Origin of the sequence: Flavobacterium sp. LC2016-12, from assembly GCF_015351595.1 — a bacterium.
GTDB lineage: Bacteria > Bacteroidota > Bacteroidia > Flavobacteriales > Flavobacteriaceae > Flavobacterium.
Window position 1 is genome coordinate 374,503 of the sequence record NZ_JADKPT010000003.1, and the last position, 26,138, is coordinate 400,640.

Here is a 26,138-nt window from a genome sequence, read left to right on the forward strand (position 1 = left end):
AGATACCCTTTTTTGTATTTCTATATCATTCTGCCCTGATATATTTGTGATATGAAAATCAAAAAAACAAAATTCTTATTGCTGCAAATTCTCTTCATGCTGCTTATAATCGGAATGAGTTTATTGCTTTTTTATTTTATCTAACATTAACCTTAAAACCAAAAAATGAATGTTTACAAACCACAAAATTAAATCGCTTAAATGGTGTTTTCTGGTGCTCTTTTTACTAGGAAATATTGTTGTGAATGCACAGGAAAGAAAAGTCACCGGAAAAGTTACTTCCAGCGAAGACTTACTTGGGCTTCCTGGTGCTAATGTTTATATCAAAGGATCTTCTGTTGGCGCGACTGCGGACATGGATGGAAACTATACTGTAATAGTTGCAGAAAAAAATGCTGTCTTAGTTTTCAACTATGTAGGATATCAAACTATCGAAGTTCCGGTAGGGAATAAAACGGTAGTCAATGTAAGTTTAAAATCAGATACTAAAAATCTGGATGAGGTTATCGTTGTAGGTTATGGTACCCGTAAAAAAAGCGACATTACAGGATCAGTATCATCAGTAACCGCAAAAGAGCTAACCGCTTATCCTTTATTGAATGCAGAAATGGCTTTGCAAGGCCGCGCTGCAGGGGTTTCGGTACAATCGAATAATGGTGGCGAGCCAGGTGCTCCGGTGAAAATCAGGGTTCGTGGCGGAACATCAATCAATGCGAGTGGAGATGCTCTTATTGTTGTGGATGGTTTTGCAGGTGCTTCTATGCCGGCACCTCAGGATATTGCTTCCATTGAGATTTTAAAAGATGCATCAGCTACAGCTATCTACGGATCCAGAGGTTCAAACGGAGTTATTATGGTTACGACTAAAAAAGGAAAGCCAGGAGCGCCGGTAATTGAATTCAGTAATTCGACTTCAACGCAATCTGTAAACAATCAATTGGATTTATTAAACGGCGACCAGTTTGTCGCTTATAGAAAAAGTTTTACTACACACACTTCTGCCGGAGCGAACACCGATTGGCAGGACGTAATTTATCGTGACGGAATGATTTCGAATTCACAATTATCATTTTCAGGCGGTTCAGAGAAAATCAGATATTATGTTTCCGGAAATTATTACAACCAAAACGGAGTTGTAATTAATTCAGGAATTGACAAATACACGATTGTAAGTAATCTTGAAGCTGATTTGAGTGATAAGTTTAAAGTGGGACTGAATTTATTTACCAGCAAACAAAACAAAGACGGAATTATCAGCCAGACTGGAGCCGGAGGAACTGGTGCTGCGGGTGTAATTGCAGCTGCGTACCGTTTTATGCCCGATAAAGGTATTTATAACGAAGATGGTTCTTACACAACTACAGCTCCCATTGGAGATGATATTGACAACCCGTATGCGACTGCAATGGAAAACATTCTGGAAGTAATCAACATTACCAACAGAAGCAATTTCTTTGCTTCTTATCAGATTTTTAAAGATTTAAATTTCAAAACCACTTTAGGTTTAACAGAGTCTAATTCTCAAACGGGAAGATATATTCCATCTACTTTAATTGCAGGAAAAAATATTAAAGGAGAAGCTTCTGTAAACAACACAAGATTTTCATCTTTCTTAACCGAGAATTATTTGACGTACAAAAAAGAAATTATCGACAAAGGAATTTTAACCATTCTTGGAGGCTATTCGTATCAAAAAAACACAAATGAAAATTCATATGCTGCTTCAAGAGGATTTCTTACGAATACCAACTCTTATCATAATTTAGGAGCCGGAACCGTGTTCTTAAAACCAGATTCAGGTTTATCTGAAACCGAATTAATTTCTGCTTTCGGAAGGTTGAACTTTGATTACGATGATAAATACTTATTCACTTTCACAGCACGTCGTGACGGTTCTTCAAGTTTCAGTAAAAACTACAAATACGGAACTTTCCCTTCCGGAGCCGTGGGTTGGAATATTGCTAAAGAGAATTTTTTAAAAGACAATAAAACGATTTCAAACCTTAAACTAAGAGCAAGTTACGGAGCAACCGGGAATCCATCGATTGGTGCCTACTCTACTTTGTCAAGATTCTCTGAAATTTATGATGTGAGCGGTGACGTAATTGTAAACGCAGTACAGTTGACTTCTTTGGATAATCCGAATTTAAAATGGGAAACATCTTATCAACAAGATTACGGAATTGATTTAGGTTTATTTGATAACAGAATCAGTCTTACGGCAGATTATTATAAAACCATTACCAAAGATTTGTTGTTCAACAGACCTTTACCCGGAATTTCAGGAATTGGATCTCAGCTTCAAAACGTTGGAGAATTAGAAAACAAAGGATGGGAATTAGGAATCAATACGAAAAACTTTATTGGCGCCGATTTTACCTGGTCTACTAACTTTAATATCTCTTCAAACAAGAATAAAGTATTAAAATTGGCCGATAACAAAGACTTATTAATTAACTCTGCTCCGGGGCATTTCCTTGCAACAGAATCTCAAATTTTGAGAGTTGGTGAACCGGTTGGTTCTTTCTACGGATTTATTTACGATGGTGTAATTCAGCAGGGAGAAACAGCGCTTCCGGGGAATTTTGAAACGGCTCCGGGTGGAGAAAAATTCAAAGATGTAAATGGTGATGGAAAACTGGATTCAAGTGACAAAACTATTATCGGGAACCCAAATCCGGATTTCATTTTCGGTTTAAATAATGATTTCACGTATAAAAATCTGGATTTGAATATCTTCTTTCAGGGATCAGAAGGAAACCAAATTTTAAATTATACGTTAATGGAATTGGCTTCAGGAAACAACAATGCAACTACGGAAGTTTTAGATGCCTGGACTCCAACAAATACCGATACAAATGTTCCTGCAAATGCGGCAAGAACAAAAAGAATCACTTCAAGGTTTGTATATGATGCAAGTTACATTCGTTTGAAAAATGTTTCTATCGGATATAGTTTAAATGATAAAGTAGTTTCGAAAATGGGATTGAGCAAAGTTCGTTTTTACGTTAGTGCACAAAACCTTTGGACGATTACAGATTATCCGGGTTCAGACCCTGAGGTAAATTACTTAAACGACACCAACGCCAGAAGTAATACCAATTTAGGATTGGATTATGGAAGTTATCCAAACGTGAAAACCTTCACTTTCGGTTTCAATTTAAAATTTTAATAGAATCATATTATGAAAAAATATATAGCTTTATTTTTCTTGGGAATATTCGTTTTTGGATGCTCAGATCTTGAAGAACATCCAGTTGGAATCATTCGTCCAGATAACTTTTTTAACAATACAGACGACTTACAAGCCGCTGTAAACGGAGCCTTTGCAAACATTGCCCATAATAATTATTGGGGAAGAGAATTTACCATCGCCTTAATGTTACGTGACGACATGGCCGATATTGGCGACCGAACCACTCAGGCTGCCCGTATTGATGTGAATGATATGAAAATGAATGATACCAACGCATTGGTTGCCAACTTCTGGCCACAATCCTATATCATTGTAACAGCAGCCAATCAGGCTATTGAAGGTGCAAAAAAGACTCCGGGCGATCCGGCAAAAGTAAATGCGATCGTAGCTCAGGCACATTTTGCAAGAGCTTTTGCTTACTATCATTTAGTTCGAATTTTTGGTGATATTCCGTATGTTGATTTTGTGGTGAATGATGTTTCTCAGGTAAATTCCTTAGGTAAAACCAAAGAAGCTGAGGTATATGCCAAAATCATAGCCGATTTAGAATTTGCAAAACAATGGTTAGACGACAAACCGAAAGTAAAAGCGGTTCCTGGAAAAGGCACTGCAGCCGGTTATTTGGCTTCTGTTTATTTGACATTAGGAAACTATCAAAAAGCGTATGATGAAGCGAAATATGTAATTAATAACGAAGCTAAATTCGGTTTAGGTTTAGATGCTGATTTCCAGGATTTGTTCAATGCTACAAAAGCTGCAGCCTTAAAAGAACCACTGTTCACCATTGACTTTAATAACTTAACATCAGGAAATTACGGTCAGGATTATACCGCATTTTTTACAGGTTCCTTAAAAGATGACAGTTATAGCTATGGACAAGGATTTTCTGTTGCAGTACCTTCTCTAAAAGTTTTTAACGACTGGGATCAAAGAGATTACAGAAGAGCAGTAAGTTTTGACACCATAATCAGAAAGAAAACCGGACCAGGTGGATCTTTGGAGGTTTATCCTTCAAGCGATAATGAAAAAGCACCGCGTCCTCATATTGCTAAATATTATCGTTTTCCTGGAAAAGCCGGTGCCAACGGAAGAACATCGCAACACAATTATATCACGATGCGATATGCTGAAGTATTATTGACTGCTGCTGAAGCTTTAAACGAAATTACACCGGGAACTGCAGAAGCAGATAATTATGTAAATCGTGTGCGTGCGAGAGCCAGAAACAAAGCAGGAAGACAAGTTTCATTTCCAGCCAATGTAACGCCGGGACTTTCTAAAACCGATTTTAAGAAAATGGTTATCAACGAGAGAAGATTAGAACTGGCTTTTGAATATATCAGATGGTATGATATTAAGAGGCTGAAAAACGGACCTGAAGTATTTGGTCCTAATGGTTTTGAACCTCATGCGAATTTTGATCCAAACAAAGATTATTTATTCCCTTTGCCGGGAACTGAATTAGCGATCAATCCTAATTTAAAACCAAATAATCCTGGTTATTAAAACATTATAATTACAATGGTTGAAAATATTTTAAACACATAGAAACATAGATTTTAAATAAGAAATTAATACAAAGACAATCAAAAGAAACTAGTTTCTAACACATAGCTATGTGTTTTGATGCAAGTGAAACGCTTTTTTTAAGCTATGAAAACTATGTATCTATGTGTTAAATTCACCCACTGTTATTAAAAATTAGATTAATTAGCAAGTATGAATAAAGTTAGTTCATTTTCTTTAATTCTTGGGTTTGCACTGCTGGCAACAGCGTGCAAATCCGGAATTAATTCTCAGACAAAAGTTGCTGCAACTTCAGAAAACCTTCTGGAGAAAAGATATAAAATGCTGCTCGATTATCCGGTTGACTCGATGTCGATGCCACGCAGCATGACCATCAAAACCAATACAATAAAAAAAGTTCCTTCAAGAGACTGGACAAGCGGATTCTTTGCCGGAAACTTATGGCAATTGTACCGATTGACAGGCAATGAAGGCTATAAAATTCAGGCCCAAAAATGGACGCCTTTTAGCAAAAAAGAAAGTGTAAATCGTAATTCGCACGACGTTGGATTCAAAGTGTTTTGCAGTTTTGGAGAAGCTTTAAAAGTGGAAAACAAACAAGAATACAAAGACGTTATTATTAAAGGTGCCGAAACATTATGCACTCGTTTTAATGCCAAAGTTGGCGCCATAAGATCTTGGGATTTTAATAAAGAAATCTGGGATTATCCAGTCATCATTGACAATATGATGAATTTGGAATTGCTTTTTGAAGCCTCTAAATTATCCGGAAATAAAAAGTATCAGGAGATTGCGATTCAACATGCCAACACGACTTTAAAAAATCAATTTAGGGCAGACAATAGTTGTTATCACGTTATTGATTATGATCCGACAACTGGAGCTATTAGAAAAAAAACAACTTTACAAGGATATAATGATGATTCTGTTTGGGCACGTGGTCAAGGCTGGGCGGTTTACGGATTCACCATGTCGTATAGATATACAAAAGATCCAGCCTATTTAAAACAAGCCGAGGCTACTGCTCAGTTTTTTATGACCCATAAAAATTTACCGGAAGACGGAATTCCGTATTGGGATTTTAAAGATCCTGCGATTCCCTATTCGGCTAGAGATGTTTCTGCTGCAACCGTTATGGCTTCAGCCTTATATGAATTGTACGGTTATACTAAGAATAAAAGTTACTTGGCTTTCGCCGATAAAATAATGAAGTCTTTAAATTCAGATAAATACATTTTAAGTGATACCATAAAAGCACCTTTTATTCTGGATCACAGTACCGGAAACTGGCCAAAACACGACGAAATCGACGAACCTATAATTTATGCCGATTACTATTTTCTGGAGGCATTATTAAGAAAGAAGTAACAAATAAAGGGACAAAGGGACAGAGGTGCAAAGGTTTTACCATGCGAGTCTTTGAACCTTCAAAGTCTAGGAACTTTTGACCTTTGAACCTATGAACCTCTGCACCTTAAAAAAAGCTCATAATCAATGACAAATCAACCGTATCACCATAACAAACTTTTTACTTTTGCACTTTTTGTTTTTTTTCAAATTTGTCTGAGCAGCAGTTTTGCTCAGACAAAAATGAATATCAATGACAATTGGCTGTATTTAGAAAATCATACTCCTAACCTTTCAGAAGCACAAAAGGCTTCAAACTGGACTTCCATAAATTTACCACACACCTGGAATGCCGAAGATGCTACCGACTTAAATCCGGGATACAGACGGGATGCAAGCTGGTATCAAAAGAAATTGAATATTTCTCAAATAGATAAAAACCGACGTTATTCTTTATATTTTGAAGGTTCGAACGTCACTACAAAAGTATATGTAAACGGCAAAGAAGCCGGCGGTCATATTGGTGGTTATATTGGCTTTACGATTGATATCACCAACTTCATCAAAGAAGGAAACAACGATATTTTTGTACGCGTGGATAATAGTTATGACATCGAAATAATTCCGTCTCAAAAGAGCGATTTCTTTATTTATGGCGGAATTACAAGAGATGTCTGGCTGTTATCTCAATACAAAAATCACATCGATAATCTAAAAATTACAACTCCTGAGGTTTCTGCAAAAAAAGCTTCGGTACAAATTCTGGCTTCAACTGTAAATACTGATAATTCGGCATTATCGTTAACTGTGATTCTTAAAAATCCGAAAGGAAAAAAAGTAGCCAGCAAAACAATTCAGGTTTCAGATAAAACATCTAATGTCACTTTTGAAAACATTAAAAATCCGGAATTGTGGGATACCGATAATCCGAATTTGTATATTGTTACCGCTATTTTATCCGAGAAAAATCAAATCAAAGACAGCGTAAACGAAAAAGTGGGTTTCAGATGGTTTGAATTTAAAGATCATGGTCCCTTTTATTTAAACGGAAAACGATTGTTGATTCGTGGTACACACAGACATGAAGAACAAGCTGGTGTTGGCGCAGCAATGAGCAACGAACAGCATTGGGCCGATATGAAATCCATAAAAAATATGGGGGCTAATTTTGTTCGTCTGGCACATTATCCGCAAGATCCTGAAGTATATAAAGCCTGTGATCAATTGGGATTATTGGTTTGGGATGAATTGCCTTGGTGTCGCGGCGGAATTGGCGGTGAACTTTGGCAGACAAACACCAAAAATATGCTGACAGAAATCATCAATCAAAATTACAATCACCCAAGTATCATAATCTGGTCTCTCGGAAATGAAATGAACTGGCTTCCTGATTTTCCTGACGGAGATAATACAGAAAAAACAAATATCTTTTTAACCCAATTAAATGACCTCGCACATAAATTAGATCCAACCAGAAAAACGGCTATCAGAAAATATTATGAAGGTTCACAAATTGTGGATGTCTTCTCCCCTTCAATCTGGTCTGGCTGGTATTCCGGAAGTTATAAAAGTTACCAAAAAGCAATTGATCTTTACAAGAAAGAATACAAGCATTTTATCCATGCCGAATATGGCGGAGACAGTCATGTTGGACGTCATAGCGAAAAACCTGTTACGGGTGAAAATGTCATAAAAGCTGAAGGTTGGGAAGAAGCTATCGTGCAAACCAAAGTGGCTAATATTGCACAAATTGGAGATTGGAGCGAGAATTATATCGTAGATTTATTTGACTGGCATTTGCACATATCCGAGAATGATCCAACGTTCGTGGGTAACGTACAATGGGCATTTAAGGATTTTGCAACGCCATTGCGACCAGAAGATGACATTCCCTACATGAACCAAAAAGGATTGGTGGATAGAAACGGAGTTCCGAAAGATGCTTATTATGTTTTTAAAAGCTACTGGAGTAAAGAACCTTTTACTTATATCGAATCGCATACCTGGACAGAGCGTCAGGGACCTGAAAACACGCCGAGAATACTGAGCGTTTTTAGTAATTGCGAGAAAGTGACTTTGTACCACGATGGTAAATCACTCGGAGAAAAATCGAAAAATCTTTCGCTATATCCTGCAAATGGTTTAACTTGGGATGTCAATTTTAAAAAAGGAGACAATATTCTGGTTGCTATTGGAAAAAACAAAGAAGGAAAAACGGTTTCAGATACCTTAAAAGTAAACTACCGTTTTAACAAAAATGATACGGCCACTTCGTTACAATTGTCATCCCAGAAACTAAAAAACGGCAATTATCTGGTAACGGCCATTGCAATCGACAATAACAATTTACGTTGTCTGGATTATGAAGAAAGTGTTTATTTTCAATGTCTGAAAGGTGGAAAAACAATGAAAAACCAAGGAACTCCGACGGGAAGTGAATCGATTAAAATGGCCAACGGAAAAGCTTCTATTGAAGTGGTGCCGGATGGCTCGGGTTTACCAATTGAAATGACGGCTTTGAACCAGAGTTTTAAAGGAGAATATTTGAAAATTGAAACGAAAATTTAACCGCAAAGACGCAAAGTAAAAAACGCAAAGTTCGCAAAGTTTAAAAAAAGCTTGGCGAACTTTGTGTAAAATCTTGGCGCCCTGTGCGGTTAAAAATAATCCCTACTTTACAATAAAAAACAAATACATATACCAATGAAAAAACTATTAACCGCAATCCTCTTAACCACATCTATTTTCGGTTTTGCACAAAATCAAGACCTCATCTCCAACGTTCCACACCGAAATACAATTTCTCTAAACGGCGTTTGGAATTATATTGTCGATCCATACGAAACCGGTTATTACAGCTTTCATCACGATGAATACGACAAACAGGCAAAGCCATCCAACGCTGCTTATTTCAATAACTATCATGCGGTGAACAAACAGGAATTGGTTGAATATGATTTTGATAAATCTCCTAAAATCAATATTCCTGGGGATTGGACTTCGCAGGTTCCGGAGCTTAAATATTATGAAGGCAATGTCTGGTTCAAAAAATCATTTGATTATAATTTGAAAGCTGGAAAACGCCTTTTTGTTTATCTGGGAGCGATCAATTATAAAGCTGATGTTTATTTGAATGGGAAGAAACTCGGAACTCATATTGGTGGATTTACGCCATTTAATTATGAAGTAACATCGATTGTAAAACCAAAAGATAATTATCTGGTTATAAAAGTGGATAATACACGCCATAAAGAAGATGTCCCGACAATCAATACGGATTGGTGGAATTATGGCGGAATCACGCGCGATGTGACTTTGATTGAAGAAGAAGCTTCATTTGTGGAAGATTACAATATTCAGCTTAAAAAGAATAATACAGCTTTGATTTCAGGTTTTGTAAAAATCAGTAATCCAAATGTTTCACAAAATGCTGTAACCATCACAATTCCGGAATTGAAAATTAATTACAAAGGAAAAGTGGGTGCTGATGGAATTTTGAACTTTGAAATTCCGGCTAAGAAAATCTCTTATTGGTCACCTGAAAATCCAAAATTATATGATGTAACTATTGATTATAACAGTCAAAAATTAAGTGACAATATTGGCTTTAGAACCATTGAAACCAAAGAAGACAAAATTTTATTAAACGGAAAACCAATCTTTTTACGTGGTATTTCAATTCACGAAGAAAATGCAAAAGGCGGACGTGCTAATTCTGAAGAAGATGCTTTACGTTTGTTAAACTGGGCAAAAGAATTAGGTTGTAATTATGTTCGTCTGGCACATTATCCACACAACGAAAATATTATCAGAACGGCTGATAAAATGGGATTAATGGTTTGGGAGGAAATTCCGGTGTACTGGACTGTTGAATTTACAAGAGAAGCTACTTATCAAAATGCAGAAGATCAATTGACAGCTGCAGTTACCAGAGATAAAAACAGAGCTTGTATTATTATTTGGTCAATGGCCAATGAAACGCCAATATCTGATGCACGAAATGCTTTCATTAAAAATCTGGTAGATCATACCAAATCTCTAGACAATACAAGATTAATCAGTGCTGCATTATTGACACAAAGTGATAGCGCAGGATTTGGAACTATCAATGACGCAATTGGCGATTATTTAGATATCATTTCATTCAACCAATATTTAGGCTGGTATGGCGGAAAACTGGAAGATGCTGAAAAGATATTCTGGAAAACTAAATACAATAAACCTGTTATAGTTTCTGAATTTGGAGGAGACGCCAAACAAGGCTTACATGGAGAAAAAAATGAGCGCTGGACAGAAGAATATCAGGAATACTTATACATTCAGAACCTGAAGATGATTGAAAAAATACCTCATCTTAGTGGTTTAAGTCCATGGATTTTGGTTGATTTCAGATCGCCAAGAAGACTACTGCCAGGCATTCAGGATGAATACAACAGAAAAGGATTAATCTCAAATGACGGAAATAAAAAGAAAGCTTTTTACATCATGCAAAATTGGTATGCAAAAAAGGAAAAAGAGCAAAATCAGAATTAAGAAGCATTACCAATTCATTAACAAAAAACAAACTGTAATTATATGATTTTTCTGCATTATTAACTTACTTTGTATTAATTCTAAAAATTGTAATCCTATGAAAAAATTATGTTTACTAGCAGTTATTCTATTTACTGCCGTTACAGTTCAGGCTCAAGACGTAGTAAAATTTGCTCCGTTAGATGCAAGTCCTGTTGATATTTCTTATTTCCCAAATAAGGCTGTGAAGTTTAAAAAAACGGATACTCCTTCGCCTTCAATCAAAGTTATTTATTCAAGACCTTCTGTAAAAGGACGTGTGATTTTTGGAGATTTAATTAAATATGGAGAAGTTTGGAGAGTTGGTGCAAATGAAAATACAGAAATCAAATTCTACAAACCTGCAACTATTAATGGTGTTGCTGTTCCTGTTGGAACTTACAGTTTATTTGCTATTCCTGAAAAAGACAAATGGACGATCATTATCAATAAAGAACTTGATTTGTGGGGAGGTTATGCTTATGATGAAAGCAAAGATCTTGTTAGAGTTTCTGTTCCTGTAAAACTAGTTTCTACTCCAGTTGAAGCTTTATCGATTGCTTTTACAACTCAGGGAGCTGTAACTAATTTGGTTATTGGTTGGGATAAAACTACGGTTGAATTGCCAATTACGATTAAGTAATAAATCGTTATAAGATAACAGAAAAGAGACACATGTGTGTCTCTTTTTTGTTATGATAGTATCTACATCAATTATGCATTTGCTACCCTCGGTTCCAAAATCTTATCCAATGTAATCGGTAAATCACGCACACGTTTTCCGGTCGCATTAAAAACAGCATTTGCAATCGCAGGTGCCATTCCTACCAAAGCTGTTTCACCAAGTCCTTTTGTTCCCATCGGATTACTGATTGGGTCTTTTTTATTAACGAAAAAGACTTCCTGTTTTTCAATATCAGCATTTACCGGAACATGGTAATCCGCGAAATTATTATTGATAGGTCGACCAAAACGATGATCAATTTCTAGTGCTTCCATCAATCCCATTCCGATTCCGCCAACCGCTCCACCATACATTTGTCCGGCAGAAGTTTTTTGGTTAATTACGGTTCCAATATCAGCACACGAGACCACATGTGCCAATCTTATTTTTCCTAAATTCGGATTCACTAGTACTTTTACAAAGTGTACTGAAAACGAATAAATGGAATATTTTTTTGCTTCTTCAGTAGCTTTTGATACATTTTCAACTTCAAAATTTTCCAGCTTATTGGCGGATAATAGCGAAGCTAAGGAAACTGATTTTGAATTGTCTTTTTTAGATGTTATTACGCCATTGGCGAAAGCCAGATCAGTAATCGCCGTTCCTTTAAAGGTTGAAGTTTCAACAGCCAAACCTAAAATTTTACTCACTAATAAATTACAGGCGTCATGAACAGCAGAACCTACTGATGAAGTCGTTGCAGATCCTCCCTGGGTTGGTCCTTTTGGGAGTCCGCTTTTCCCCATTTCGATTACTACATTTTCACTTGGTAAACCAGTAATTTCAGCGCCAATTGCCGTCATCATGGTTGCAGTTCCGGGGCCCATATCGTTTACACTACATTGTAATACTAAATTTCCATCGGCTAAGAATTTTGCTTTTACTGAAGTTGGACTTCTATAACAGCCGAATGTTCCGGTTCCCATTCCGTAACCTACTAACCACTCGCCTTCTTTAACGGAACCTGGTTTATTCTTACGGTTTTTCCAGCCAATGCGTTCCATTCCGCCTTCGTAACATTCTAATAAATATTTACTGCTCCACGGTTTATTTTGTTCTAAATCTTTTTCGGCATAATTCAGTTTACGGAATTCAATTGGATCCATATCTAATTTATGAGCCAATTCATCCATGGCGCTTTCTAGGGCGAAAGAACCAGTTGCTTCACCCGGGCCACGCATCCAGATTGGCGTACAGGTATCCAGTTTTACAATACGATATCGTGTTGAAACATTATCGCAATTATAAATAAATCGGGACATGTTTACTGTTCCTTCCATAAAATCTTCATAACTCGACGTCATGGCTACGGCTTCATGAGTTAAACCAATCAATTTACCTTCTTTGGTAGCGCCTAGGCCCATTTTTTGGATGGTATAAGGTCTAAACCCAACATTGGTAAACATTTGTTCTCTGTGAAGCACTAATTTAACCGGACGGTTTAATTTTTTTGATCCGATAAGCGCTGCAATTTCATAAGGCCAGGTATGCAATCCCATTCCGAAAGCACCTCCAAGATATTCCGAATTGACCGAAACATCTTCAGGCGGAATTCCAAACACGCCGCCTATACTTTTTCTTGTTCCCTCAACACCTTGGCTTTTGGTATAAACGGTTGGTTTATTTCCATCCCATTTGGCAATAATATTAGCCAATTCCATTGGATTATGAACTTCAGTCGGAATTGTATACTCTTCCTCTAAAACAACCGCTGCATTTTTATAATTATCCTGGACACCTCGGTGATAATCATCACCTTTATCGGTCTCTACTTTTTTCTCTTTATCCTTTGCTTTCTGAAGATCAGTGATATGCTCTTCTTTGATATATTCCGCTTTAATTAAACTTGCAGCATACTGCATACGCTCAAAAGTATCGGCGACAACCATTGCGATTGGCTGGTCGTAATACAAAACCGTATCATCTTTAAAAACCTGAAGCGGTTGTCCAAAATTGTGAGGATCTTTTGCTTTTGCATATCCGGAAGGTTTATCAACATTCAAATGCGAAATAACCGCCAGAACTCCCGGGGCCCATTCGGCTTTTTTGGTATCTATGCTTTTGATCCTTCCCTTTGCAATCGTACTTCCAACCAGACAGGCGTACACAACACCATCTGTTTTATACTCAGCTGAATAAGTCGCAGAACCCGTTACTTTAGCAAATCCATCAACTCTATTTATATTACTTGTCTTGCTCATAATTCAAATTATTTAGATGATGCTATAGTTAGTGCTTCTACAATGGCGTTTGGTCCGAGAGTTAATTTAAAATCATTATCTCCGTAACCTCTTGCTCCTTTCATAGCCAAATCGGCCGCTTGTCTGAAAATGGTTTCTGAAACTGTTTTTCCTTTCAGAAATTCTTCAGCTTCATTTAGTCGCCATGGTTTATGTGCCACACCGCCCATCGCTAAACGTACATCATTGATTGTATTGTTTTGAATTTCCAAAGCAACTGCAACCGAAATCAATGCAAAAGCATAACTGCTTCGGTCACGAACTTTTAAATAATGTACATTTTTATTGAAGTTGTTATTCGGAATTTCAACTGAAGTGATCAATTCCTTATTTTGAAGTGTATTGTCTTTTTCTGGTGTATTTCCCGGCAGGCGATGAAAATCAGTAAATTTAATTTCTCTTTTCCCTTTCGGTCCTTCAACCTGAACTGTTGCATCAAGTGCAGCCAGTGCCACACACATATCACTTGGATGAACGGCGATACAACTATCAGATGCTCCAAAAATCGCATGCATTCTGTTGGAACCGCCAATGGCACCACAACCGCTTTTTGGAACACGTTTATTACAAGGCATATCTGTATTATAAAAATAAGAACAACGCGTACGCTGCAGCATATTTCCTCCAACTGTTGCCATATGCCTAATTTGTTGGGAAGCTCCTGCTGCTAAAGACATTGCCAGCAAAGGATGTTTTTCTATTATGGCTTTATCTTCGGCAACCTGGCTGTTTTTTGCCAAAGCACCAATTGAAGTTTTTCCGGTAAGGAATTCTATCTTTTTTAAATCTAATGCGGTAATGTCGACCAATTTGTCCGGAGCAACCACATTTTTCTTCATTAAATCGACAAGATTGGTCCCGCCCGCAATAAACATAGCGGAAGGTTCTTTACCAATGCTGGTAACTGCCGATTTTGATGATAATGCTCTTATGATTTGAAAGTTTTTCATGATAGCATCCCTCCTTCCTTAACTTCGGTAATGGCATCGACAATGTTGTGATAGGCACCACAACGACAAATGTTACCGCTCATATATTCTCTAATTTCTTCTCTGCTGTTGGCATGACCTTCTTTGATACAAGCAATTCCAGACATGATTTGTCCAGGAGTACAGTATCCGCATTGAAAACCATCATTTTTGATAAAGGCTTCCTGCATGGGGTGTAGTTTTTTCCCTTTTGAGAGTCCTTCGATTGTAGTTACCTGAGCATTTTGCTGCATGTATGCTAATGTCAGACAAGATAAAATTCTTGTACCGTCAACATGCACCGTACACGCACCGCATTGTCCGTGGTCACAACCTTTTTTAGTTCCGGTTAAATGTAATTGTTCACGCAGTAAATCCAGTAAAGTGGTACGCGGTTCCACATTCAGATTTTGTTTTACTCCGTTCACTTCTATTGAAAGCGGAACCGTTTCAAGGTATCCGGCGATTTTTTCATCCCATTTATTTTCAGAGGCCATCACCAATGAAGGCGGTGCCAAAGCAAGAGCAGTAAACAATCCCGACTTTTTTAGAAAGTCCCGACGAGATGCATTCGATTCATCTTCTATCAATTTGTCTTTGGTTGATTTTTTGGCAGCCATACCTGGTATTTTTAAGTTAGAAAAAATCAAAAATGTTATTCCTAACAAATTTAACAATCCTATGCTATAAATACTTATAAAATTCACATAAACTCGTAATTTATTAAAGTAATAAATAAGAGAATTATTTAAATTGCAAAATTGTATTTTTACATCACTAAGAACTTATTATGCCTCATTTGCCCACTATCTATTTAGATAATAATGCTACAACTCGTGTTGACGAGCGAGTCCTCCATGCGATGCTCCCTTATTTTACTGATTTATATGCCAATGCAGGCAGCAGTCATTTAGCCGGATTAGAAATTCAGGAAGCTATTGAAAATGCCGCCTGGCAAACCGCTACTTTAATTGGTGCTAAAGAAGAAGAAATCATCTTTACCTCAGGAGCAACAGAATCAATTAATTTAGCCATTAAAGGATTGGCAAATGAAACTAAAAAACATATTGTAACGGTTGCAACAGAACATAAAGCTGTTTTGGAAACTTGCTGTTATATGGAAAGCATTGGCTTTGAAGTTACCTATTTACCAGTTGCTTCAGACGGGATTTTAGATATTAATCTTTTAAATGAGGTAATCACAACTAAAACACTGATTGTTATTATAATGATTACTAATAATGAAACAGGTGTCATTCAGGATATTGCAAAGATAGCAGACCTTGCACATGCTAAAAATGCACTCTTTTTATGTGACGCTACTCAGGCTGTCGGAAAGATTTCTATTGATGTAAAAAAACTCGGAATTGATCTCCTGGCACTTTCTGCACATAAATTTTATGGCCCAAAAGGTGTTGGTGCCTTATACATTTCGGCGGAAGCCAAAATAAAATTGTCGCCATTACTAAACGGCGGAAACCAGCAAAGAAAATTACGTAGCGGAACTTTGAATGTTCCTGGAATTATTGGTTTAGGTAAGACAGCTGAAATAGCTGTTTTAGAAATAGATATAGATAATAATAATAGAATTTTACTATTGAGAGATCGGCTAGAAAATGGTCTGTTAAAAATTGGAGGATCATTCGTAAACGGAAATACACAAAACCGAATTTGTAACACTACCAATATTTGTTTTCCGGGAGTAAATTCTGAAAAGCTAATTCTGGCTTTACAAAATATTGCTGTGTCAAATGGATCGTCATGTTCGTCTGTAACATCTCAACCTTCGCATGTATTGAAAGCTTTAGGTTTATCAGATCAAGATGCTTTGAGCTCGATTCGATTTAGTTTAGGGAGATTTACAACTGCGGAAGAAATTGATGAGACAATTGGGAGAGTAACTGCTTTGATCGCTCAGCTTCGATAATACCAATCTATGCCATGCCACAAAGGCACTAAGACACGAAGATTTTTTTACTCTGATCAACTGATTTTAGGACTCAAATCCTTTCTACAAATTACTATTAATAAAAAGTTGTATCTTAGTGTCTTTGTGGCAAAACCCTACAATTCAGAAATAAGCTTATTATAATCCTCTTCCGTATCAATATCGATATTGCCTTTTTCAAAAGGAACTGAAGCAGTATCCTCTAAAAATCGATTAATAATCTTTTTGGCTCCCTCCTGTCCTTGCAAAGCTGCTAATTCAGTAAAGTATTTTTTATTACACAAAACAGGTGTTCCTAAAGTTTCGGCATAAGACGAAGCTACAATTCCTTTTCCTGTTTTGGAATATTCCTGAATTAAGCTCTCAAAAACAAGACTGGATACGTACGGTTGATCGCATACGGCAAAAATGCAATTTTCACAATCCGGATACAAGTGCAATAATGCATTGAGACCCTTTACGATTGAAGATGACATTCCCGTTTCCCAATCGCTATTAAAGCATATTTTTATTCTCGAAGGATCCAATTCTTCTTCTATTAATTGATTGTTTGCGCCGGTTACTACTATGATGGCAACATCTGGTACTAAAAAAGCTTCTGCAATCGTGTTTTTTAATAAAGTAGAATCTTTATATCCGAGTAACTGCTTTGGCTGTCCCAATCTTGAAGAATTTCCTGCCGCTAAAATTACAATACCTGTCATCATCTTTGTTTTAGATTACTACTTTTGAATCGTGTATTTTGTGCGTTTTATATTTCAGGGAAGTTCCTGTTTTTCCACTCATAACAGCCTTAATTTCTGCTATAATGGATAAGGCAATTTCTTCTGAAGTTTCTGCCCCAATATCAAGTCCGATTGGGCCATAAATGCGATCCAACAGTTCTTCTGTCAAAATTATTCCTTCTGAACTTAAATCGTCGAGCATTCTGTTTAATTTTGATTTTGGCCCCAAGATTCCAATGTATTTACAATCTCTCTTTAAAAGCAATTTTAACACCGCTAAATCATATTTGTAATCGTGCGTCATTAAAACAAAATAAGTCTGATCATCGATCTCAATAGTATCGAGAAAATCCTCTGACTTTACAACAAAGGTTTCTTTGGCTTCAGGAAAACGTTTTGTTGTCGCATGGGTTGCTCTACCATCAGCAATAGTTACTTCCCAACCTAACAAAGAGGCCATATTTACCAGTGGCTGAACATCATTTCCGGCACCAGCTATAACAAGCGCAATCACTGGTTCAATGCATTCAATCAGAGCTTCATTTTCATTATCATCCTGTAGTTTCTTTATGATGGTCGTTTTACTTTCAAGTGCTTTTTTTACATCTGGAATACTATTTATGGCGATATCATTATTATGTAAAATATCCGAATCCTGCCTGTAAAATAAAACGGTGCCTATTTGTGGTGCATTTCGTTTAAGAGAAAAAATAGTTTCAATTATTGCGGGTTTCCGCTCTTTTTCCAGTTGCTGTAAAAGCTGAATTGGATTATTAACTGCATCATCATTAATATATTCAAAAAGAATATGAACGATTCCGTTGCAGCCTAATTGCAGTCCAACTTCGCTATCATTTTCATTACTGGTATTGTAAGTAATTAATTTATTCTGTTGCTGATGAATGGATAGCAGCGCCTTTCTTAAAGCATCGCCTTCTAAACAGCCACCACTTATGGCGCCCATCAGATTCCCATCTTCAGTAACCAACATACGTGCGCCAGGCTGCCGATATGACGACCCTTCCACTTTTACGACGGTTGCCAAAGCAGTTTTTTTTCCTGTTTTTTTTGCTTCTGAATAAGCTTTTAGAATTTCATTAATTTCCTTCATAATAGTAACGCTTACTAACAAAAATAAATGTTTTTTATGGTTTAAAGTTTTATGTTTTAGTGAAATTTTTCATTTGTCATTAAATTAAAATCCATTTCAGAACTTAGCATAAAAAGATCTCGATTAAAACAAATATTTTTATAGGAATTATTTTACAATATTACTTTAGGTTTCAATAATTAATTCTAATTTCGCGGCAAATTAAATTGAATGAATTATCCAAAATATGAATTAAAGACTAGTACTGATTCAACTATTTTTGAGTTTATTAGTACTGGTCCTAAAGGAAATATTATTAAAATAATTAAATTTACAGTGATGAAAAATCCAGATGTTTTCAATCTTGGATTTGGAGATAAAGTTAAATTTAATGAAACTAATAAAACATTTGATATCGACGACATCAATATATCTTTGGAATACTCCAAAATTTTGACACTAAAAAATATTATACTGTACCTTTTAATAACAACACAAGATTTGTTGGATTTTTAATTAAAAGAAAATAATTATGAAAAAGTTAGATAAAAAAATAAATAAAACTACATCAAAGATTAAGTCGACAGTTTCTATAGATAAAAAATTAGACAAAATTAAAAGTGTAAATTTTGTTTCAAATAAGATTGATGAGGCTAACATGCTAGTTAATAATTTAGAATTAACACATTAATTATTTCATAAAAACATTATTCAAGAGCTTTACGGGCTCTTTTTTATTTTGTCTCCTAAATTTTAAATTTCAAGAATCACTTGTTCTTTGCAAATAATTTTAAAGTTAGATTATTATATCAATATATTTTTTCTAAGAGTGTATTTATCTAACGAAGTTTTGTATTTTTATTAAAGCAAAGTTTATTTAATACCTAACTTAAAAATAAATAATATGGGAAAATTTGTAATTACTAAAAGAGCCAACGGCGAATTCCAATTCAATTTAAAAGCAGGAAATGGACAAACAATTTTAACTAGCGAAGGCTATACTACAAAAGCGGCTTGCCTTAACGGAATCGAATCAGTAAAAACCAATTCGCAAGACGACAGCAAATTTGACAAAAAAGAATCAAGCAACGGAAAACCATATTTCAATTTAAAAGCCAGTAATGGCCAAATTATTGGTTCTAGCGAAATGTATGAAAGTACATCTGCCAGAGATAACGGAATCGAATCAGTAAAAACAAATGCCCCAGAGGGAACTACAGACGATCAGACTGCTTAAATTAATAGCATTTACATAGAGAAAAGCGAGGCAAAAACCTCGCTTCTTTATTTATCACTACCAATGTACAAGTAACCAGATTTACTAATCGTTTCGTCTCCCTTTTTATATCTTAAAATATAAAAATAGGTACCTGCAGGGAGACCTGCATCACGATTTACAGTAGATCTACCATCCGAAAATCCTCTGAACATAATATCGCTTTCATTATAAGAAGTTGCGTCAAAAACTTTAATTCCCCAACGATTGTAAATTTCAACCCGATTGTCTGGATATTTACTAATTCCTTTAATAAGAAAACTATCATTTACTCCATCTCCATTTGGTGATATTGCATTGTGAATAATTAAATCTCCCGGAGGTTCCGGATTTGCTTTTTTAACCATTGCAATTGTAAAGAGGCCATAACCACTAACTTGGGTTGTAATTAATTTTGAATAGGTTGCGCCAGTAAGAAGATCGGTAGTAACACCTTTTTCATTAATCCATTTTGATGTGGTTTCATCCCAACGTGTGATTGCCAGTTCTTTTGTCGGATCTTCTCCAAAAAAAGAAGCTGGAGTCGTATTTTTATCCAATGTTAAACTTAGAATAATTTTCTCACTGCCTTGATTTTGCGTCAAATTCCAATATTCAACTTCATCAATTGATAAAAGTGTCTGCTCTTTACTTGTATAAGGATGCGTACTTCCTGCACTTTTAAAAAAATATTGAGTTGTATAAACATTGCTGATATTACTGGCTTTATCATGATAAGTGGGTCTAAAATAAAAATTATCACCAACAGGAAACTCAAAATTTAAATTCCCAATATTTTCAACCTGTCCATCTACAAAACTCAAATTACTGGCATCTGAATGAAAAGCATTTTTATCAAAAATCATTTTACCATTAAAACTTGCTCCGTCTACAATTCCGTTTTTAAATGCTGTCGTTTTATTTACCATAATAAAAGTCTTCAAATGAAAAGGAGTTATGTCAGACAAATTATTAAACTCAATATTTTGAAAATGCGCTGTTTCTAAACCTTCAATTAATTGCACTTTTTGGCCAATAAAAAAAGTCTTTCCATCACTTGTATCGGTAAAAGTTACAAGTCCGTCATTTTTAAAATTAGAATAAACATAAAAATTTCCATCATTTAAAAAATCACCGCTCGGTTTGTTATCAAAATCAAAAACGGTTGCAAGTTGTGTATTAGGCGCAACAGAAAGTTCTCCAACATTTACAGTTTGTGCAGAAACTTTATTTATAAAAAACAGTATTATAACACTATATTTTAAATACATTCTCATCATATCTTTCTCTTTATAATGATACTTTTCATTCTTTGAAATACCTCTTTTACAACATCATAAATGAGATGTTTTATTAAGATATCCATTCTTTACGGAATAACATATGCAGAATTAATATTTGTCTGTGCATATTGAATAGCCCACGCCATTGCATTAGCGTACATTATACTATTATAAACAGTTACTGAGCCAAAGTAAGATTTTGACAGAGGAACTCCTGTACCGGAAATTTTTGCAGGCCATATATCTGTCGCTGTATTTCCTGAATCTCCTGCACTCCAGCCTGAATCTCCTACGAATAAATACCCCAAAGTATTATGCTTAAAAGAAAATATTCTGGTTGCATTGCCATTTTGCGTTGATAATGCAGTAACATTTGCCGGCAATCCCGTTACGTAATAAGAGTTGTTCACATCACTACCTAAACTAAATCCGGCAATAGTACCAAATGGTCCTTGTAAAACAGGGTCAGTAACATTAAGAATAGGATTTGTATTAGTAGTTCCTGTCCCCGAAGCTACCACTGTAGTCGAGCCGCAAATGGTATTAATCACGTTTGCGATAATAGTTGCATCATTTTCTTCGGAATCGATTAGTACCCCTTTTTTATTTTTAACAAAGTCATTTAAAATAGTAATTGAAGCCGCATTAGGATGATAATTATATCCAATAACGATGATATCTATATTATTTGTATTAATTGAATTCTTTAAATCATTTCCCTGATTATAACCACCATTAACGATTGTTAAAGCCTGTACCTGAACTGTTCCTGTCGGACTAAAATTTGTCGTTGAAGCTAATATGGATCTTGAGGAATTTGCAGCTCCTGATGATCCTGGCTGATAAACACCTTCTCCAAGTCCTAATACTTTCATGATGCGGAAAACAAATGTTATGCTTTTATTACAAGCTGCAGCTCCATTCGTACTATTCGCTGTAATAGCGTAAGAAAACGTCCCTCCAGAAGTTGGCGTACCAGTTGCAGTCATAACCACATTTTGTGCTCCTGTTGAACTAAATGTACCAGTTCCGGAAAAACTAACTCCATTTACCGTATTTGTAGAAATATTGTAAGCTCCTACATATGTTACATTTACAGGAACTGTCATCGTATTGGAAGCTGTCATAGCAATTCCAGGAGCATAACTACCGCTAGTTGTAATACTGGCACAATTTGTTGTGTACGTTACGGGTTGAGCAGCTATAGTTACATTTAATGTACAGGTGGCAGCTCCGCCTGGAGATCCTGTAACTGTCAATGCATTAGTGCCAACTACCGTTGGAGTTCCTGTACCGGTTAATATTACATTTTGCGCTCCTAAAGTTGACAAGTTTATTAAGCCACTGGTAAATGAAATTCCATTGAGCGTATTCGTTGAAATTGTTGTTTGGCCGGTTGCGGTAACATTTATTGGTAATGTTATGGTATTGCTAACTGTTAAGGCAACATCCTGCAAATATGTTCCATTTTGTGTAGCTCCTGCGCAATTTATTGTATAGCTAATCGGAGCTACAATAATCTCAATACCAGAACAAGAACCACCGGATTGAGTAGTTGCGTTCGAAACCAGATTAAAATTATTTGTACCAGATGCAATTGGTGTACCTGTTCCTAATAGTTCAACAGTTTGATTTGGTGTCAAATCGGTAAAAGTTCCAGTTCCACTAAAAGAATATCCATTTACAGTGTTGGTATTCATGCTCCAAAAACCTATAGCTGTCGGTGTCACAGAAACTGTTAATTTATTTGATGCGGTTAGTGGAATGCCAATATTATAATCTCCAACCGTGTTTATTATTCCGCAATTAATTACAAAATCAACATCAGCAGTTTGAACAAAGTTATTAGGTATACAAGTGCTTTGCTTTCCGTTTAAAGTTATTGTTACAACATCTCCAGGATCTGGAGAAACATGACCGTTATGAGGTGTTCCGGTACCTGCCAGATTTAATATATAAGTACCTGCAGTAGGGAAAGTACCATTTGTGCCAAAATAATATCCGTTGGTTGTAGTTGCCGAAACTGTATAGACACCTGGCTGTGTTACCGTAACCGGAATTGTTAAATAGTTGGAAGTAGTCAATGTTTGTCCTTGTTTATAAATACCAAAAGGTTCTACTTGGGAACATTGAGTAGTGGAAATCTCAAATACCGCAGGAGGCAATGTACCACATATACTTAACCATATATTTTGCAACTGGCTCCAATAATCAAAACAACCTGTTGTTGTATTAAATATCAAAAGTCCATCTGTTAAATTTGCAAGAGCTATAGCATCTCTTTGTGGAGTTGTCAACCTTGGAGTCAGCATTCCTTTATTATTACTTTCCATTTCAAAAATTGCTCCGGGCTTTGCAGGCTCCGGACCAGTACTTATCGTTCCGTCTTTTAACTTGGTAGAATTAACCTGAGCGAAAAGAGAACTAAAACTGAGCAAACTAAAGAATATGATAAAGATATTTTTTTGTGCTTTATATAATTTTACTTTCATAGTATTTATATTTTAAATCTACAATAATATAAGTTGTTCCTTATGATTTTAGAAATTACCGGCCTGAAGCAAAATCTTTATTTATTTTGTTCAGCTATTAATTTTTCCAGTTTTTCTAAACGTAAATTCATTTGTTTTGAAGCATGTTTTAATTCCTGTATCTCTTTGTCTTTCGCTTCAATTGTTTTATTTTGCTCTATAATATGCAGATAAATCTCCTCTGTTTTTTCGAGTAACTGAATTGACAATTCTGATATGTTAAACGCATATCCTTCTTTTGTTTTTTCTAATTCATTAATTGGAGTTATTCCAGGAAGATGTTTGTGCTGTTTAATGTAATCTTCTATTTCAGGCAACCGTTTAAACTTATAATCAGATTTAATTGTAGAGCTACCTTTAAAATAATCCTCGAATACATAATCAGCATAATAATTATTTACAGTTGAGATTCCACCATTAACCCTTAACTTTTCGTTTGGAATAGCAGATGGGGTTGTATAACCAATTCCAACCCATCCATTAGTATAAATATCTTCCGTATTTAAAGTTGCCCCAATATGTGTTGTTGTACTATACCAAGGTTCTTTTACAGCTTCACTTAAATCTAATGAATTTAATTGCTGATTCTCATCTGTATAGTCTAAATTTCCTGTCGTCTCGTTTACTTCCAGTTTTGTTAATGTCTGTGCCGGCCCAATTAAATCAACCATTTTAAACTCTGAAGCATTTCCATCTTCATCATTATAGATTAAGGAATGAGCGGCGCCATCATAAGTTAACGAAGTAAGCGTTTCAACACCTTTTACTAAAACGGACATATTAATAGGATGAGCGACGCTGGCTTCATCAGTATAAGTTAAAGTATGTATATCAACCAATTGACCATATTGATCAGTACCTTGTGTAACAACATCATTTAGAGAAGTTATGGTTTCTTTTATTGCTACCGGAGTTCCTCCAGCTTCGTTAGTATAATTTGCAATTGTGTTTCCGGTAACAACTACAGGAGCTACAACTGTTACCGTTTCATTTGCTTTGATTGCCGGTGTTAGGTTTAATGCTGTACTTGGAACTCCATTTACGGTCGTAACTAAACTTGCACCAGTGAGTGATGTTAAATTGCTGTTTATTATGGTCACTGCTGTTCCTGGTACTCCATTTACAGTTGTACTTAAATTATTACCGGCCGATGTATTAGAAACTGTTGTGGCCGGAATAAGAGAACTTGCCGTTACCGTTTTAAAAACACCAGTCGCATCTGCTACGACAACATTATCAGTATTAAGTCCTGTTTGTAAACCTTCCACCCGTAATGGATCAATACCTGAAGCCGGTAAGACGTGTAGAGTATTACTTGGCGAATCAGTTCCTATACCTACATTTACGTTTGGAGCTCCCAGAACCAGGCTATTACTTGTAGCAACAAAAGCTCCTGATCCGATAGCTGTCGCATTCGTTAGATTATCTGCACTTGCTGTGGAAGCACCAATTAAAGTGATTTCCTCTCCAGACCCTAAATTTATACCAGAAGAATAACCGATAGCAGTATTATATTTTCCCTGAGTAATATTTTGAAGTGACGAATAACCAAAAACAGTATTTTTACCGCCATCAGTATTCGAATTAAGCGCCAGATAACCTACTGCTGTGTTTTCCGATCCTGCTGTATTTGAAGTCATCGCTGAAAAACCTAATGCACTGTTACTTATGCCTGTTGTGTTATTATTTAGCGCTAATGCCCCGATGGCAACATTATAACTTCCACCTGAAGAATCTGTTAATGCATTAACTCCAAAAGAAGTATTATTTACCTGTAATCTTCCTGCTATTGTAGAGTTTCTTTTAAAAACCAAATCAGCGTCATCTATTGTTCCTAAAAAATGAAATGACGATTGAATTCCCATGTTACCTTCAATGCTCCAATTAAGAAGATTAAGTTCTTTTATAGGAGTTTTTTGCAGTACGCCCGTAAAAGGATCAACAACGACAACATCATTGAAAGGAGGCGCATTCATTAAGCCTTCAATAGCTAAAGTATTTGTCGGGTCAGTTAATATTGATGTCGGATTTGTTAATGGTCCGCCTAATTGAACATTTCCGTTTGTGGCTGTTAAACCGTTATCTGCTGATATTACAACAGGAACTGCGGGATTCGTTGCCACTCCATTTACTGTTGATATAAGATTACCATTTGTTGCCGTAAGCGTATTAGTTGTTGCTGCAGCGATTGCTGGTGCTAAATTTAATGGGGTACTGTTAACTCCGTTTACTGTTGTGGTTAAACTTGAACCTGAAAGCGAAGTTTCATTGCTATTCACAATGGGAGCCCCAGTACTTGTTTTTCCGTTTACTGTAATTGTTGAAGTATTTCCTGATGATCCATTTGAAACTGTTGTTGCACTTGTAATGGCTGCGGGAGTTAATAAACTTCCTCCGTCTGTTCCAACTCCTAAAATATTCCCGGCATCGGTGCTCGTCACCACTGCAGTCTGATCAACTGCATTTTCATTTGTATACGTTATCAGACCGCTGGAAGAATCTTGTGCCAAATTGGTTATCACTTGTCCGGCCGCAATGGCTGGCGCTAAATTTAATGGTGTACTGGCGACTCCGTTTACTGTAGTAGTCAAACTTGAACCTGCAAGTGAAGTGGTGTTACTATTCACAATTGGAGCACCGGTACTTGTTTTTCCGTTTACTGTAATTGTTGAAGTATTTCCTGATGATGCGTTAGATACTGTAGTTGCGCTTGTAATAGCCGGAGCTAAATCTAAAGCAGTACTGGCGACTCC

The 26,138-nt window shown here is 36.0% G+C and carries 18 protein-coding genes; 10 read left to right on the forward strand and 8 right to left on the reverse strand.

What is annotated here, in order from left to right:
* The first annotated feature begins 169 nt into the window (after nucleotides 1-169).
* The 6 genes from IRZ99_RS08020 to IRZ99_RS08045 all read left to right on the forward strand — a co-directional run bounded on the left by IRZ99_RS08020 (nucleotide 170) and on the right by IRZ99_RS08045 (nucleotide 11,264).
* Nucleotides 170-3,172, forward strand: coding sequence for a TonB-dependent receptor (locus tag IRZ99_RS08020; RefSeq protein WP_194656775.1), 3,003 nt, complete (start codon nucleotides 170-172; stop codon nucleotides 3,170-3,172).
* A gap of 12 nt (nucleotides 3,173-3,184) precedes the next feature.
* On the forward strand, nucleotides 3,185-4,702 hold the full coding sequence (locus tag IRZ99_RS08025; protein WP_194656776.1) for a RagB/SusD family nutrient uptake outer membrane protein: 1,518 nt from the start codon (nucleotides 3,185-3,187) through the stop codon (nucleotides 4,700-4,702).
* A gap of 213 nt (nucleotides 4,703-4,915) precedes the next feature.
* Nucleotides 4,916-6,091 carry a glycoside hydrolase family 88 protein gene (locus IRZ99_RS08030; RefSeq protein WP_194656777.1) on the forward strand — a complete coding sequence of 392 codons (1,176 nt, stop codon included), beginning with the start codon at nucleotides 4,916-4,918 and terminating at the stop codon, nucleotides 6,089-6,091.
* A gap of 126 nt (nucleotides 6,092-6,217) precedes the next feature.
* Nucleotides 6,218-8,638: a glycoside hydrolase family 2 TIM barrel-domain containing protein gene (locus IRZ99_RS08035; RefSeq protein ID WP_194656778.1), complete on the forward strand. Its 2,421-nt coding sequence runs from the start codon at nucleotides 6,218-6,220 to the stop codon at nucleotides 8,636-8,638.
* Nucleotides 8,639-8,773: 135 nt separating this feature from the next.
* Nucleotides 8,774-10,603 carry a glycoside hydrolase family 2 protein gene (locus IRZ99_RS08040; RefSeq protein ID WP_194656779.1) on the forward strand — a complete coding sequence of 610 codons (1,830 nt, stop codon included), beginning with the start codon at nucleotides 8,774-8,776 and terminating at the stop codon, nucleotides 10,601-10,603.
* A gap of 97 nt (nucleotides 10,604-10,700) precedes the next feature.
* Nucleotides 10,701-11,264, forward strand: a complete 564-nt coding sequence (locus IRZ99_RS08045) for a DUF2911 domain-containing protein (RefSeq protein WP_194656780.1) — start codon at nucleotides 10,701-10,703, stop codon at nucleotides 11,262-11,264.
* A 71-nt stretch (nucleotides 11,265-11,335) separates the two neighbouring features.
* On the opposite strand, the gene IRZ99_RS08050 is transcribed toward IRZ99_RS08045, so the two are convergent.
* Genes IRZ99_RS08050 through IRZ99_RS08060 form a run of 3 tightly spaced genes read right to left on the reverse strand, consistent with a single transcriptional unit; the run spans nucleotide 11,336 to nucleotide 15,173 of the window.
* On the reverse strand, nucleotides 11,336-13,546 hold the full coding sequence (locus tag IRZ99_RS08050; protein ID WP_194656781.1) for a xanthine dehydrogenase family protein molybdopterin-binding subunit: 2,211 nt from the start codon (nucleotides 13,544-13,546) through the stop codon (nucleotides 11,336-11,338).
* Nucleotides 13,547-13,554: 8 nt separating this feature from the next.
* Nucleotides 13,555-14,535, reverse strand: a complete 981-nt coding sequence (locus IRZ99_RS08055; RefSeq protein ID WP_194656782.1) for a xanthine dehydrogenase family protein subunit M — start codon at nucleotides 14,533-14,535, stop codon at nucleotides 13,555-13,557.
* Nucleotides 14,532-15,173, reverse strand: a complete 642-nt coding sequence (locus IRZ99_RS08060; RefSeq protein ID WP_194656783.1) for a (2Fe-2S)-binding protein — start codon at nucleotides 15,171-15,173, stop codon at nucleotides 14,532-14,534. Before IRZ99_RS08060 ends, IRZ99_RS08055 begins: the two co-directional genes overlap by 4 nt.
* 170 nt (nucleotides 15,174-15,343) lie before the next feature.
* On the opposite strand from IRZ99_RS08060, the gene IRZ99_RS08065 reads away from it, so the two are divergent.
* Nucleotides 15,344-16,480, forward strand: a complete 1,137-nt coding sequence (locus IRZ99_RS08065; protein ID WP_194656784.1) for a cysteine desulfurase family protein — start codon at nucleotides 15,344-15,346, stop codon at nucleotides 16,478-16,480.
* 137 nt (nucleotides 16,481-16,617) lie between these two features.
* Here the strand turns inward: IRZ99_RS08065 and IRZ99_RS08070 are convergent, their stop codons facing one another.
* A complete protein-coding gene (locus IRZ99_RS08070; RefSeq protein WP_194656785.1) occupies nucleotides 16,618-17,208 on the reverse strand; it encodes an NTP transferase domain-containing protein in 591 nt (196 codons plus the stop codon).
* Between the two features lie 7 nt (nucleotides 17,209-17,215).
* Entirely contained in the window at nucleotides 17,216-18,358 is a 1,143-nt protein-coding gene (locus IRZ99_RS08075; protein ID WP_228519050.1) for an XdhC family protein, read from the reverse strand.
* Nucleotides 18,359-18,547: 189 nt separating this feature from the next.
* Between IRZ99_RS08075 and IRZ99_RS08080 the strand changes: the two genes are divergently transcribed.
* From IRZ99_RS08080 to IRZ99_RS08090, 3 genes are all read left to right on the forward strand, one after another.
* Entirely contained in the window at nucleotides 18,548-18,832 is a 285-nt protein-coding gene (locus tag IRZ99_RS08080) for a hypothetical protein (RefSeq protein ID WP_194656786.1), read from the forward strand.
* Between the two features lie 16 nt (nucleotides 18,833-18,848).
* The gene (locus IRZ99_RS08085) at nucleotides 18,849-19,007 is read left to right on the forward strand and encodes a hypothetical protein (RefSeq protein ID WP_194656787.1); all 159 of its coding nucleotides are present in this window, start codon (nucleotides 18,849-18,851) and stop codon (nucleotides 19,005-19,007) included.
* Between the two features lie 213 nt (nucleotides 19,008-19,220).
* Nucleotides 19,221-19,553: a YegP family protein gene (locus tag IRZ99_RS08090; RefSeq protein WP_194656788.1), complete on the forward strand. Its 333-nt coding sequence runs from the start codon at nucleotides 19,221-19,223 to the stop codon at nucleotides 19,551-19,553.
* Between the two features lie 47 nt (nucleotides 19,554-19,600).
* Here IRZ99_RS08090 and IRZ99_RS08095 read toward each other — a convergent pair whose 3' ends face one another.
* The 3 genes from IRZ99_RS08095 to IRZ99_RS08105 all read right to left on the reverse strand — a co-directional run.
* Entirely contained in the window at nucleotides 19,601-20,851 is a 1,251-nt protein-coding gene (locus IRZ99_RS08095; RefSeq protein ID WP_194656789.1) for a gliding motility-associated C-terminal domain-containing protein, read from the reverse strand.
* 89 nt (nucleotides 20,852-20,940) lie between these two features.
* Nucleotides 20,941-23,346: a hypothetical protein gene (locus IRZ99_RS08100; protein WP_194656790.1), complete on the reverse strand. Its 2,406-nt coding sequence runs from the start codon at nucleotides 23,344-23,346 to the stop codon at nucleotides 20,941-20,943.
* Between the two features lie 77 nt (nucleotides 23,347-23,423).
* On the reverse strand, nucleotides 23,424-26,138 hold a 2,715-nt coding region (locus IRZ99_RS08105), incomplete at its 5' end, for a beta strand repeat-containing protein (RefSeq protein WP_370527658.1).